The 13,189-nt window shown below is 73.1% G+C and carries 10 protein-coding genes; 7 read left to right on the plus strand and 3 right to left on the minus strand.

The window, feature by feature from the left end; genetic code table 11:
* Nucleotides 1–477: 477 nt before the first annotated feature.
* Both gcl and AC0B61_RS18495 read left to right on the plus strand, forming a co-directional pair.
* Nucleotides 478–2,250 (plus strand): glyoxylate carboligase, encoded by a 1,773-nt coding sequence (gene gcl, locus AC0B61_RS18490; RefSeq protein ID WP_471741761.1) that lies wholly within the window; start codon nucleotides 478–480, stop codon nucleotides 2,248–2,250.
* Nucleotides 2,251–2,394: 144 nt separating this feature from the next.
* The gene (locus AC0B61_RS18495; protein WP_471741735.1) at nucleotides 2,395–2,883 is read left to right on the plus strand and encodes a glutathione peroxidase; all 489 of its coding nucleotides are present in this window, start codon (nucleotides 2,395–2,397) and stop codon (nucleotides 2,881–2,883) included.
* Between the two features lie 300 nt (nucleotides 2,884–3,183).
* On the opposite strand, the gene AC0B61_RS18500 is transcribed toward AC0B61_RS18495, so the two are convergent.
* Nucleotides 3,184–4,122, minus strand: coding sequence for an aminoglycoside phosphotransferase family protein (locus AC0B61_RS18500; RefSeq protein WP_471741736.1), 939 nt, complete (start codon nucleotides 4,120–4,122; stop codon nucleotides 3,184–3,186).
* 253 nt (nucleotides 4,123–4,375) lie between these two features.
* On the minus strand, nucleotides 4,376–5,296 hold the full coding sequence (locus AC0B61_RS18505) for a LysR family transcriptional regulator (protein WP_471741737.1): 921 nt from the start codon (nucleotides 5,294–5,296) through the stop codon (nucleotides 4,376–4,378).
* A gap of 95 nt (nucleotides 5,297–5,391) precedes the next feature.
* On the opposite strand from AC0B61_RS18505, the gene AC0B61_RS18510 reads away from it, so the two are divergent.
* The 4 genes from AC0B61_RS18510 (at nucleotide 5,392) to AC0B61_RS18525 (ending at nucleotide 9,414) form a co-directional block, all read left to right on the plus strand.
* Nucleotides 5,392–6,096 carry a succinate dehydrogenase cytochrome b subunit gene (locus tag AC0B61_RS18510; RefSeq protein ID WP_471741738.1) on the plus strand — a complete coding sequence of 235 codons (705 nt, stop codon included), beginning with the start codon at nucleotides 5,392–5,394 and terminating at the stop codon, nucleotides 6,094–6,096.
* Entirely contained in the window at nucleotides 6,093–8,036 is a 1,944-nt protein-coding gene (locus tag AC0B61_RS18515; protein WP_471741739.1) for a fumarate reductase/succinate dehydrogenase flavoprotein subunit, read from the plus strand. Before AC0B61_RS18510 ends, AC0B61_RS18515 begins: the two co-directional genes overlap by 4 nt.
* Entirely contained in the window at nucleotides 8,033–8,770 is a 738-nt protein-coding gene (locus AC0B61_RS18520) for a succinate dehydrogenase/fumarate reductase iron-sulfur subunit (RefSeq protein ID WP_471741741.1), read from the plus strand. The genes AC0B61_RS18515 and AC0B61_RS18520 overlap by 4 nt, the downstream gene beginning before the upstream one ends.
* Before the next feature lie 338 nt (nucleotides 8,771–9,108).
* Nucleotides 9,109–9,414, plus strand: a complete 306-nt coding sequence (locus tag AC0B61_RS18525; RefSeq protein ID WP_471741742.1) for a hypothetical protein — start codon at nucleotides 9,109–9,111, stop codon at nucleotides 9,412–9,414.
* Between the two features lie 92 nt (nucleotides 9,415–9,506).
* Here AC0B61_RS18525 and AC0B61_RS18530 read toward each other — a convergent pair whose 3' ends face one another.
* The gene (locus AC0B61_RS18530) at nucleotides 9,507–10,442 is read right to left on the minus strand and encodes a DUF2797 domain-containing protein (protein ID WP_471741743.1); all 936 of its coding nucleotides are present in this window, start codon (nucleotides 10,440–10,442) and stop codon (nucleotides 9,507–9,509) included.
* 265 nt (nucleotides 10,443–10,707) lie between these two features.
* Between AC0B61_RS18530 and AC0B61_RS18535 the strand changes: the two genes are divergently transcribed.
* Nucleotides 10,708–12,873 carry a restriction endonuclease gene (locus AC0B61_RS18535; RefSeq protein WP_471741744.1) on the plus strand — a complete coding sequence of 722 codons (2,166 nt, stop codon included), beginning with the start codon at nucleotides 10,708–10,710 and terminating at the stop codon, nucleotides 12,871–12,873.
* The last annotated feature ends 316 nt before the right edge of the window (nucleotides 12,874–13,189 follow it).

Consider the following 13,189-nt stretch of genomic DNA (forward strand, 5'->3'; position numbering starts at 1 on the left):
CTAGACGGCCCGTCAGACCGCCGAGGGCAGCGGCGGGTCGACGGCCAGCGACGCGGTGGAGCGGGCCCGGTGCCGGTCGACCCAGGCCGCGAGCGCGAGCGTGCAGGCGTGGTCCAGGTGGCGCAGCCCGGACCAGTCCAGTTCGACCGGGCGGTCGTCCGGCAGGTGTTCCAGGGACGGCGCGGGCGGCCCGCTCCGGAAGGTACTTCCAGCCGATCAGCACCAGCAGGGTGCCGAGGCCGAGCGCGACGGCGCTCGGGGCGGCCACCGCGGTGAGGACGTCCTTCAGCAGGGCGGGCAGGCCGGCGATCTTCTCCGGCCCCGGCTTCCACATTCTGTTGAAGTCACCCTTGACGCCCGACGGGGGCCGCCCTACCTTGTTTCCACATACAGAAACCGTTCTTCCGTATGGTGGAATTCAGGAGATGAGCCCTCCGAGCCACTGCGGGCCGACGCAGGAGAAACCCGATGCCTCGTATGACAGCCGCCCGCGCGGCCGTGGAGATCCTCAAGCTCGAAGGCGTTGAGGTCGCGTTCGGCGTGCCGGGCGCAGCCATCAACCCGTTCTACGCCGCCCTCAAGGCCTCCGGCGGCATCCGGCACACGCTGGCCCGGCACGTCGAAGGTGCCTCCCACATGGCCGAGGGGTACACCCGCGCCGAGGCCGGCAACATCGGGGTCTGCATCGGCACCTCCGGCCCGGCCGGCACCGACATGATCACCGGCCTGTACTCGGCGATCGCCGACTCCATCCCGATCCTGTGCATCACCGGCCAGGCGCCCGTCGCCCGGCTGCACAAGGAGGACTTCCAGGCCGTCGACATCGCCTCGATCGCCAAGCCGGTCACCAAGGCCGCCACCACCGTGCTGGAGGCCGCGCAGGTCCCCGGCGTGTTCCAGCAGGCCTTCCACCTGATGCGCTCCGGCCGCCCCGGCCCGGTCCTGATCGACCTGCCGATCGACGTCCAGCTGACCGAGATCGACTTCGACCCCGAGGCCTACCAGCCGCTGCCGGTCTACAAGCCGACCGCCAACCGCATCCAGATCGAGAAGGCCGTCGCGCTGCTCCAGGAGTCGGAGCGCCCGCTGATCGTGGCCGGCGGCGGCGTCATCAACGCCGACGCCGCCGACCTGCTGCTGGAGTTCGCCGAGCTGACCGGCGTCCCCGTCATCCCGACCCTGATGGGCTGGGGCATCGTCCCCGACGACCACGAGCTGAACGCCGGCATGGTCGGCCTGCAGACCTCGCACCGCTACGGCAACGAGAACTTCCTCGCCTCCGACTTCGTCCTCGGCATCGGCAACCGCTGGGCCAACCGCCACACCGGTGGCCTGGACGTCTACACCGCGGGCCGCAAGTTCGTCCACATCGACGTCGAGCCCACCCAGATCGGCAAGATCTTCGCCCCCGACCTCGGCATCGCCTCCGACGCCAAGGCCGCGCTGGAGCTCTTCGTCCAGGTCGCCCAGGAGCTCAGGGCCGCCGGGCAGCTGAAGGACCGCAGCGCGTGGGCCGCATCCACCCAGGAGCGCAAGGCGACGCTGCAGCGCCGCACCCACTTCGACAACGTGCCGCTCAAGCCGCAGCGCGTCTACGAGGAGATGAACAAGGCCTTCGGCCCGGAGACCCGCTACGTCACCACCATCGGCCTCTCCCAGATCGCCGGCGCGCAGATGCTGCACGTCTACCGGCCGCGGCACTGGATCAACTGCGGGCAGGCCGGGCCGCTCGGCTGGACCATCCCGGCCGCGCTGGGCGTCGCCACCGCCGACCCCGAGGGCCAGGTCGTCGCACTCTCCGGCGACTACGACTTCCAGTTCATGATCGAGGAGCTGGCCGTCGGCGCCCAGCACCGGATCCCGTACGTCCACGTGCTGGTCAACAACAGCTACCTGGGCCTGATCCGCCAGGCGCAGCGCAACTTCGACATCGACTTCCAGGTCAAGCTGGAGTTCGAGAACATCAACGCGCCGGAGCTGGGCGTCTACGGAGTGGACCACGTCAAGGTCGCCGAGGGCCTGGGTTGCAAGGCGATCCGGGTCACCGAGCCGGAGGGCCTGCTGCCCGCCCTCGAGGAGGCCAAGAAGCTGGCCGCCGAGTTCCGCGTCCCGGTCGTGGTCGAGGCGATCCTGGAGCGGGTCACCAACATCGCGATGAGCGGCAGCGACATCGACAAGGTCAACGAGTTCGAGGAGCTCGCCACCCTCCCCGAGCACGCGCCGACGGCGATCAAGCCGCTCGCGCTCTGACCGGCTGCGAGGGGGCGTACGAGCCGCTCCGTACGCCCCCTCGCGCCCGGAACACCGGCGGCGCCGGCACGGTTGAGCCGTCCGGGGCCGCTACCGTGTGCCCGGGCGAGAATCCGCCGCCGACCTGCCGAAAGGACCACCACCGTGAGCCTGTACGACATCCCCCTGCGCACCCTCTCCGGCGAGCCCACCTCGCTGGCCGAGCACAAGGGCAAGGCGCTGCTGATCGTCAACGTCGCCTCCAAGTGCGGCCTGACCCCGCAGTACGCCGGCCTGGAGCGCCTCCAGGAGCGCTACGCCGGCCGTGGCTTCACCGTGCTGGGCTTCCCCTGCAACCAGTTCGCCGGGCAGGAGCCGGGCAGCTCCGAGGAGATCCAGACCTTCTGCTCCACCACGTACGGCGTGACCTTCCCGCTGTTCGAGAAGATCGACGTCAACGGCGACGACCGGCACCCGCTGTACGCGCAGCTGACCCAGGTCGCCGACGCCGAGGGCCAGGCCGGGGACGTCTCCTGGAACTTCGAGAAGTTCCTGGTCTCGCCGGACGGCACCGTCGCGGCCCGGCTGCGGCCGCGCGTCGAGCCGGAGTCGGACGAGCTGATCACCGCACTCGAGGCCGTCCTGCCGGCCTGATCACACAGCCGACGGACCGGCCCCGGGCACCCGCCCCGGGGCCGGTCCGTCATTTCCAGGGTCCGTCGAGCAGCCCCCCATTGCCGAGTCGGCCTTCGACTGAGCGGAGCCGACAACCTGCGCACCACCCCTGTCCGTTGTCGGTTCGCATGGCGATCCGTCGAGCGGACTGCGGAAAAGAGCGAGTTGCTGGCGCCGGCGCGGCAGCAGCAGCTTCACAGGCAGGGCCGCCCGCCGGCCTCCGCCCGGCCCGGCCCGGCCCGGCCCGGCCGACGATCCGGCTGATTGCCTCCTGCAAGATCACGGCCTAGGCGCGCTTGTGAGCAATTCGGCCAGGCGGTCCGCGAATTGGGTGAGCCAGTCCAACCGTGGTCCGCTGCGGGCGATGCGGAATCCGTGGCGGCGACCCCAGAACGCGGCCTGCACGGCATGGAACTGTGCCCACCGCCGGACGCGTTCGCGATCGAGTTCGGCGGCCTCGGCGAAGACGTCCAGAGTGCGGTGGACGGCCTTGCGCACGTCGTCCGCTTCGAGGAGTGTGAGCGCGCGTGACTTGAGCAGCGTGCCGCCGTCGTAAGCGGGGTCTCCCGCGTACCCCTTGGGATCGACGGCCAGCCACGGCTCGCGGTCGGCGCGCAGGATGTTCCCGGCATGGAGGTCACCATGGATGAGGGTGTCCGGCTGGACGCGACCCAGCTCGCGGACGGTCGACATGGCGGCGTCCAGCACGGAGAGCGGGAGTGTGTGCGTCAGCTCCTGGGCGCCCTTGCGCAGTTGCTCCTCCCAAGCGTCGGCCCGCTCCCGAAGCCGGGGCAGGCCAAGCGGCGCGGGGACGGCCAGTCGGCGGTTGATCCGCCCAGCGACCGTCACGATCTCGTCGTCGTCCTCGACCTCCGCGAGGGTCGACGTCCGGACCCGCTCGAGTAGCATCGCGAACCGCTCATCGTGGCGCTCGTGAAGCAGGACAGCTCCGCGCCCGCCCCAGGCCGCGAATGCGTCCGGCTCGTGAACGTTGCCGGGATGCGGGAACGACACCTTCAGCACCGCGGCCCCATCGGCCCGCCGTCGCACCGGAACGATGACCGCGACACCGCCGTGCATGACCTCGCCGTCCGGCACGCACTCCCAGCGCTCCAGCAACTCGTCCACGATCAGGGGCAGTTCGGCGAGCCACGCTGCCCCGAGCTCTCCTTCGCGCTCGATCGTGCCCTGCGCGAACGTGCCTGGAATCCCGATCATTCGGGCACCTTACGCGCCACCCCGACGACGCCACCAGCCCCGAGCCCGCCACGGCCTGGACGAGACCGACTCAACGGATGTCGCGCATGGTCGTCCGCCCACCGTGCGCCAGCTCGTTTCAGTCCTGGAGGCCACCGACCAGGGCGTTCACCTGCCCGGCCTCCTCCTTGCGCCACCCCCGCGGACACGCTGCGACCGCCCCGCGCCCCTGGGGTGATGCCTGGGCAGCCACCGTACGGTCCGAGCTTCCTCGTCACAGCAACAGCCGTGTGCCCGGGGGGAGTTCATTAGCCCGTGCCGCTTCGCGCAGGTGGGCCAGCAGGGTGCCGTGCAGTGCCTCCGCCGCGCGGGTGAGCGGCACCTCGTGGCCGTGGGCTACGGCGATGGTGCGGCCCAGGCCCGGCGCGGCGAACGGGGTCACCGCGAGGCCTGAGCGGGCTGCCACCATGCCGGGCACCACGGCCGGCCCGAGTCCGGCCCGGACGAAGCCCAGCACCGCGTCCATCTCGCCGCCCTCGACCGCGAACTCCGGCTCGAAGCCGGCCGCCCGGCAGGCCGCCAGCGTCGCCTCGCGGACGTCGTAGCCCTCCCGGAACATCACCAGCGGCCGCCCCCGCAGCTCCGCGACCCGGACCTTGCGCCGGGGCCGCCGCTCGGCAGAGACCAGCACCAGTTCCTCGTGCAGCAGTTCGGTGACGGCGAGGGCGGGCGCGGCCTCCCCGCTGGTCGGGGTGATGATCAGCGCGAGGTCGAGCTCGCCCGCCGCCAGCGAGCGCACCAGGTCGCGGGAGCCGCCCTCGCGGACGGCCAGCGCGACGCCCGGGTGGCGGTCCCGGAACACCCGCAGCACGTCCGGCACCAGGCTGGTGCACAGGCTCGGCGGCGCGCCCAGCCGCACCCGGCCGCGGCGCAGCTGGACCGTCTCCTGGACGGCCAGTCTGGCGGTCTCGGTGTCCACGAGGATGCGCCGGGCCAGTGGCAGCAGGGCGTCCCCGGCGTCGGTGAGGGCGATGTTGCCCCGGGTGCGGTGGAACAGTTCGGCGCCCAACTCCCGTTCCAGTGAACGGATCTGTTGCGAGAGGGACGGCTGTGCCACGTGCGCCGCCTCGGCGGCCCGGGTGAAGTGGCGGGTGTCGGCGACGGCGAGGAAGTAGCGGAGTTGCTGAAGCTGCACACCGCCAGAATAGGCGCATCGATAGCTGGTGCCTATCGTGGCGAGCCGCATCATGTCTTGGACGCACCCTGGCGGCCGTCCCTACCGTTGAAGCCATGACAACCGCGACTCGGACGGCCCGGCATCCGTCCACCCTGGCGACGCTGTGGCGGTCGACCGTCGGCAAGAAGGCGGTCATGGCCGTCACCGGACTGGTCATGCTGCTGTACCTGGTCGCGCACATGCTGGGCAACCTCAAGGTGTTCGCCGGCCCGGACGACATCAACGGCTACGCGGCCTGGCTGCGCACCGTCGGGCAGCCGTTCCTCGGCCACGCGTGGTTCCTGTGGATCGCCCGGACCGCCCTGCTGGCCTCCGTCGTGCTGCACGGCGTCTCCGCGTACCAGCTCAGCCGCCGTGACCTCGCCGCCCGCCCCAGCAAGTACGTCCACAAGCGCCGCCGCGCGAGCTACGCGACCCGCACCATGCGCTGGGGCGGGGTGATCCTGGCGCTGTTCCTCGTCTGGCACATCCTCGACCTCACCACGCTGACCGTGAACCCGGCCGCCGAGGAGGGCCACCCGTACCAGAACGTCGTCGCCTCGTTCGGACGCTGGTACGTCGACGTGTTCTACGTCGTCGCGATGCTGGCCGTCGGCCTCCACATCCGGCACGGCTTCTGGAGCGCGGCGCAGACGCTCGGCGCCAACAACGCCCGCCGGGACCGGGCGCTCAAGCTGACCGCCAACGGCCTGGCGCTCGTGCTGACGGCCGGCTTCCTGTCCGTCCCCGTGGCCGTGATGACCGGAGTGGTGAAGTGAGCTACCCGAACTACACCGTCGGCGAGCCCGTCGCCGACACCAAGGCGCCCGCCGGGCCGATCGAACAGCGCTGGGACCAGCGGCGGTTCGACGCCAAGCTGGTCAACCCGGCCAACCGGCGAAAGCACACCGTGATCGTGGTCGGCACCGGCCTGGCCGGCGGCGCGGCCGGTGCGACGCTCGCCGAACAGGGCTACCACGTCGTCCAGTTCTGCTTCCAGGACTCCCCCAGGCGCGCCCACTCGATCGCCGCCCAGGGCGGCGTCAACGCGGCCAAGAACTACCGCAACGACGGCGACTCGATCCGCCGGCTGTTCTACGACACCGTCAAGGGCGGCGACTTCCGCGCCCGCGAGTCCAACGTGCACCGGCTCGCCCAGGTGTCGGTGGAGATCATCGACCAGTGCGTGGCCCAGGGCGTGCCCTTCGCCCGCGAGTACGGCGGCCTGCTGGACACCCGCTCCTTCGGCGGCGTCCAGGTCTCCCGTACCTTCTACGCCCGCGGCCAGACCGGCCAGCAGCTGCTCCTCGGCGCCTACCAGGCGCTCTCCCGGCAGATCGCCGCCGGGAACGTGGAGATCCACCCGCGCACCGAGATGCTGGACCTGCTGGTCGTCGACGGCCGGGCCCGCGGCATCGTCGCCCGCGACCTGGTCACCGGCCGGATCAGCACCCACACCGCGGACGCCGTGGTCCTCGCCACCGGCGGCTACGGCAACGTCTTCTACCTCTCCACCAACGCCAAGAACTCCAACGCCACCGCGATCTGGCGGGCGCACCGGCGCGGCGCCTACTTCGCCAACCCGTGCTTCACCCAGATCCACCCGACCTGCATCCCGCGCTCGGGCGACCACCAGTCCAAGCTCACCCTGATGAGCGAGTCGCTGCGCAACGACGGCCGGATCTGGGTGCCCAGGGCTCAGGGCGACACCCGGCCGCCGGCCGAGATCCCCGAGGAGGAGCGGGACTACTACCTGGAGCGGATCTACCCCGCGTTCGGCAACCTGGTGCCGCGCGACATCGCCTCCCGGGCCGCCAAGAACGTCTGCGACGAGGGCCGCGGCGTCGGCCCCGGCGGCCAGGGCGTGTACCTGGACTTCGCCGACGCGATCGGCCGGCTGGGCCGGGACGCCGTCGAGGCCAAGTACGGCAACCTCTTCGAGATGTACGAGCGGATCACCGCCGAGGACCCGTACCGGGTGCCGATGCGGATCTACCCGGCGATCCACTACACGATGGGCGGGCTCTGGGTCGACTACGACCTGCAGACCACCGTGCCGGGCCTGTTCGCGATCGGGGAGGCCAACTTCTCCGACCACGGCGCCAACCGGCTCGGCGCCAGCGCCCTGATGCAGGGCCTGGCCGACGGCTACTTCGTGCTGCCGCCCACCCTCAACGACTACCTGGCCCGCAACCCGCTGCCCGCCGTGCCCGCCGGGCACCCGGCGCTCACCGAGGCGCGGGCCGAGGTCGAGGACCGGCTCAACCTGATCCTCGCGGTGAACGGCGACCGCACCCCGGACTCCTTCCACCGCGAACTCGGCGAACTGCTCTGGGACGAGTGCGGCATGGCCCGCGACGCGGCCGGGCTCACCCGGGCGCTGGAGCGGATCCCGCAGCTGCGCGAGGAGTTCTGGCGCCGGATCAAGGTGCCCGGCACCGGGCAGGAGCTCAACCAGTCGCTGGAGAAGGCCAACCGGCTCGTCGACTACTTCGAGCTCGCCGAACTCATGTGCCTGGACGCCCTGCACCGCGCCGAGTCCTGCGGCGGCCACTTCCGCACCGAGAGCCAGACGCCCGACGGCGAGGCCGCCCGCCGGGACGAGGAGTTCTCCTACGCCGCCGCCTGGGAGTTCACCGGCACCGGCGAGGCGCCCGTCCTCCACCGCGAAGAGCTCGACTTTGCGTACGTCCACCCCACCCAGCGGAGCTACGCATGAACCTCACCCTGCGCATCTGGCGCCAGGCGGGCCCGGACGCGCCCGGGTCGATGACCACCTACCAGGTCGGCGGCATCAGCCCGGACATGTCCTTCCTGGAGATGCTCGACACCCTCAACGAGGAGCTGATCATCCGGGGCGACCAGCCCGTCGCCTTCGACCACGACTGCCGCGAGGGCATCTGCGGCGCGTGCGGCATGGTCATCAACGGCCAGGCGCACGGCCCCGAGCGGACCACCACCTGCCAGCTGCACATGCGGCACTTCCAGGACGGCGACACCATCGACGTCGAGCCGTGGCGGGCGGCGGCCTTCCCGGTGGTCAAGGACCTGGTGGTGGACCGTACGGCCTTCGACCGGATCATCGGCTCCGGCGGCTACATCACCGCGCCCACCGGCAGCGCCCCCGAGGCGCACGCCACGCCCGTCCCCAAGGAGGCCGCCGACACCGCCTTCGAGCACGCCGAGTGCATCGGCTGCGGCGCCTGCGTGGCGGCCTGCCCGAACGGCTCGGCGATGCTGTTCACCTCGGCCAAGGTCGTCCACCTCAACGTGCTGCCGCAGGGCGCGCCGGAGCGGGCCTCGCGGGTGCGGAGCATGGTCGCGGCCATGGACGCGGAGGGCTTCGGCGGCTGCACCAACACCGGCGAGTGCGCCACCGCCTGCCCCAAGGGCATCCCGCTGCCCAGCATCGCGGCGATGAACCGGGAGTTCCTGCGGGCCGCCCGCGGCTGACTCCCCCCACGATCGGTCGGCCCCTCGCGTTCGGTGCTCGTCGCGGGGGGCCGACGCCTGTGCGGCGGAGCGTGCGCGGGCATCTCGCGCTCCCCGTACGGGTGGTGGATCGCCGCGAGCCGTGCTCACCGACGGGGAATCGCGCTACGGTGGTCCTCCACTACGGAAGGGCGGCATATGCCCGAGGTGCAGTCCTGCTCCGGCTGCGGCGGGTCCGGGGGAACCCAGAAGACCGAGGCCACGGTCGAACTGGACGAGGAAGGAAGCATGGTGCCCAGGGTCCACACCTTCTGGTCGCCCTGCGGTCGGTGCCACGGATCCGGGACGGTGATCGTCGGATGAGGCTGGTCTTCGAGTGCGTCGAGTGCGGTGGGCACTACCTGCCGCCCGCGGACATGGTGTACCCGGACGGGCCGGCCTCGCCGGTCTGGTGCACCGCCTGCCAGGGCGCCAAGCGCGCGGCCGGGCTCCGGGAGGACCCGCTGCTCGCCCGTGTCGCGCTGGCCGCCGCCCGGGCCGCGCTCGCCCGGCGGACGGCCGAGGCCGCCGACGCCGGGGCCCGCTTCGACATCCGCCCGTCCCGGCCGCCGCTGTCCCGCCGGGCCCGGTCGGGGCCGGGCGGCCTGCGCAGCAAGCTGGCCTGACGAGGCGGTCCGACCGGGTCGGGCGGTCCCGCCTTGCCGGGCCGTCCCGCCTTGCCAGGTGGTCGCGCCTTGCCGGGCCGTCCGGCCGCGCCTCAGAACAGCGCCTCCTGGGTGTCCGGCTCCGGCGGACGGACCCGCTCCTGCAGGGTCAGGCCCTCGGACGGGCGGCCGGCGGCGGGGGAGAGCGTCCAGCCGGTGAGCCGCCGGGTGTCCAGCAGCAGCGGGCCGGAGCCGTCCGGCTGGTCCAGGAACAGGTGCTTGCCGATCGGCGCCCGCAGCCGGCCCGCGACCACCGCGCCGTCGGCCAGTCCGACGATCTCCCGGTAGGCCTCCGGGGCGCCGCCGGCGAGGCCGTAACGCTCGACGTGGTCGACCACCGGGCCGTCGGCGAGCGGTTCGACGGCGTGACCGTCCAGCAGCCGGTGCGCCTGGGCGCGGGCCTCGGTGAGCACCGTACGGCGGTGCGGCGCGTCGCCGTGCGACCACCAGTGCGCGGTCTTCAGGCGGGACCTGTACCGCTCCCGGGCCAGGCCCGAGGCGGCGACGGTGAGTTCGGCGCGGCGCACGGCGGGCAGGCCGCCGCGGGCGGTGAACGCGTAGGCCAGCGCGCCCTGTTCGAGCAGCCGGCTGTCACCGCGCTGCTCGGCGGTCAGGCCGACCTTCAGCAGGCCCTCGCCGAACCAGGCGAGGTAGAGCAGGTAGGTGCGGCCGTCGTCGAGGATCTGGTCCCGGGCGAGGGCGAGGCCGCGGTCCACGCTCTGGCAGGCCGGGCACTGCGTCGCGCCGCCGTCCGGCTCGATCACCGCGTGGTGCGGGCAGGGCGTGCGCTCCGTCGCCCCGGCCAGCCAGGCCCCGGTGCAGCGGCGCGGGCCGGCCAGCAGCCAGCCGACCTCCGTGCCGGGCGCCACCGCGCGCTCGTGCACCTGCGGGCCGCGCACGGCCCCGAGCACGGCACGGCCGCCGTGCCAGCTCAGGCCGGTGGAGATCCAGCCCTCGGGGTGGCCCTGCCGCTGCGCTGCGATCCTCACGTGTCTCCCTGCGGTCGGTTGCCCGCGAGACTACCCGGCGCGACTGACAGGGCGGGTCGGTGCTCGAAGCCGCCACCCGCCGAGCGGCGCCCTTCTGCACCGCCGGAAGGCCCCTCAGGTCGCGGAGGCTTGGCCGGGTGGGGTGTCCACGTTCTATTGTTTGCGGGCGCGGTCGGCGGTGCGGCCGGGAGGCGAGGTCGCGCGGCCGGGTTCGGCGCGAGGTGAATGGGGTGGGCGGACGGTGTCGGGGCGGCGGAACAGCGGGGTGCTGGCGATCTGGGCTGAGGCGCAGCGGCAGCAGCAGCGCCGGGAGGAGGCCCGGTGGCGCGCCGAGGCGGCGCAGGAGCGGCTGCGGGAGCGGGAGCAGCGCGAGGCGCAGAAGGCGACCGCCCGCAACGAGCGGGAGGCCCAGCGCGCGTACCAGCAGTCGCGGGAGGCGGACGCGGCCCGGCGGACGGCCGAACTGGACGCCCGTGTAGAGGAGTTGAAGGGGCTGCTGAGCGCCGGTCTGGCAGCTCCGGCGTTCGGTCCGCAGTCGCTGCCGGCGCCGAGCGCGGTGCCGCCGTTCGATCCGGGGCCGCTGGGTGAGCCGGTGCCGATGCCGGACCAGTCGTCCGCGGCGTACGTCGTGCCCGCGCCGGACCCGGTCCAGGCCCGCAATCCGGGTGTGCGGCGGCAGTACGAGCAGTACCTCGCACAGGCCCGGGCCCGGTTCGAGCAGGACTGGTACGCCGCGCAGGCGCGGGAGGCGGACCGGCAGCGCCGACTGGCCGCGTACCACCAGGAGTACCTGGCCTGGGCGGAGCGGTTCCGCCGGCAGGACGACGAGCGCGGCGCCCGCACCGATGAGTTGCTGCGGCGGCTGCGGGCGGGCGAGCCGGAGGCGGTGCAGGAGTACTTCACCGCGGGCCTGTACGCGTCGGCGGCCTGGCCGGAGGGCTTCCCGCACCGGCTGGTGGCGGCGTTCGACGCGGCGGCCCGCCAGCTGGTTGTGGACTGGGAGCTGCCCGGGCCGGACGTGGTGCCGGCCGCCGGCCGGGTGCGGTACGTGAAGTCGGACGACCGCGAGGCCGAGGTGGCCCGCCCGGCGACGGAGCGCAAGGCGCTGTACCGGCAGGTGTTGGCGCAGTCGGCGCTGCGGGTGGTGGCGGAGGTGTTCCGGGCGGACCGGGACGGGCTGCTGGACTCGGTGGTGCTGAACGGCTTCGTCCTCGGGATCGACCCGGCGACCGGCCGGGAGGCGGAGCGCTTCCTGTCCACGCTGACCGCGACCCGGGGCGGCTTCGCCGGGCTGGCGCTGGACCGGGTGGACGCGGTGGAGTGCTTCCAGGGCCTGGGGGGCCGGCTGTCGGCGCGCCCGGAGCGGCTGGACGAGGTGCGCCCGGACCGGCGGCCGCAGACGGTCGGCGGGAGCCTGGCCGGGCAGGGCGGCGAGGACGAGCCGGACCTGTTCGAGATGGATCCGCTGGACTTCGAGGACCTGATCGCCGAGCTGTTCCGGCTGCGCGGCTTCCGGGTGATGACCACGGCGCGCAGCGGCGACGTCGGGGTGGACGTGGTCGCCGAGGACCTGGACCCGGTGACCGGCGGCAAGATCGTGATCCAGGCCAAGCGCTACAAGAAGACCGTCCCGCCGACGGCCGTGCGCGACCTGGAGTCCACCGTCCGCCACCACGGCGCGATCAAGGGCATCCTGGTCACCACGGCGGGCTTCGGCCGCGGCTCGTACAGCTACATCGAGGGCAAGCCGCTGACCCTGGTGAGCGGCCCGGAGCTGGTCGAGCTGCTGGCCGAGCAGGGCCTGCGCGGGCGGCTCGGCGGCGGCGCCTCCGCCGAGGGCGCGAAGCCCGCGGCGGCGGGGCGGGCCGGACGGGCCGAGCAGGCCGCGCAGGCCGAGCGGGCGGAGCAGGCCGCCCGGGAGACCGCCCTCACGGTGAACTGGCAGAGCAGGACGGCGGGCGGGGACGCGGTGGAGCTGGACGTCACCGCCTTCCTGTGCGCGGGCGGCCGGGTGCTGAGCGACGACCACTTCGTGTTCTTCAACAGCCCGCAGGACCCGGACGGCGCGGTCCGCCTGCACCCCACCCGCTCGGTGCCGGGCGAGCCGACCCGGTCGGCCCGGCTGACCCTGGACCTGCACCGGCTGCCGGCCGCGGTCGACGAGGTGGTGGTCGCCGTCTCCACCGAGGAGGAGGAGCCCCCGGTCCTGCCGCTGGGCTACGTGCACGGGCTGGCCGTCGCCGCCTCGTACGGGCCGGACGCGACCGGTCCGGCGCACTGGGCCGGTGTCACCGGCGGGGTGTCGGACAGCGCGATGCTGCTGGGCTCCTTCCGGCGGGCCGACGGCGGCTGGGAGTTCGGCCAGTCCGGCCGGACGGTGGTGAACGGGCTGGCCGGGCTGGCGACGGCCTTCGGGGTCGCGGTCGAGTAGCGCACCGTTGCCGGGCCGGGCCCGGCCGGGACCTCGATCTTCAGGGGCCTGTGTCCTCAGGGGCCGGGTCATACCTGAGGAGGAGGACGCTCCCGCCACCCCGCCGGGTCGGCGGGGGCCGACCCTCCCCTCGGCATACGCATCGCGGTCGAACGCCTTGGAAGGATGGAACGGAGTCAGATTTTCCGATATCCGTCCCCCAGGAGTCCCACGTGACGTTCCCCGTGACCACGTCGACCGCGACCGCCGTCCGCACCGGCCGGGCGGCCGCCCGCGCCACCGGCCTGAACAAGGTCTACGGGGAGGGGGAGACCCG

Source organism: Kitasatospora sp. NPDC023385 (genome assembly GCF_055664045.1).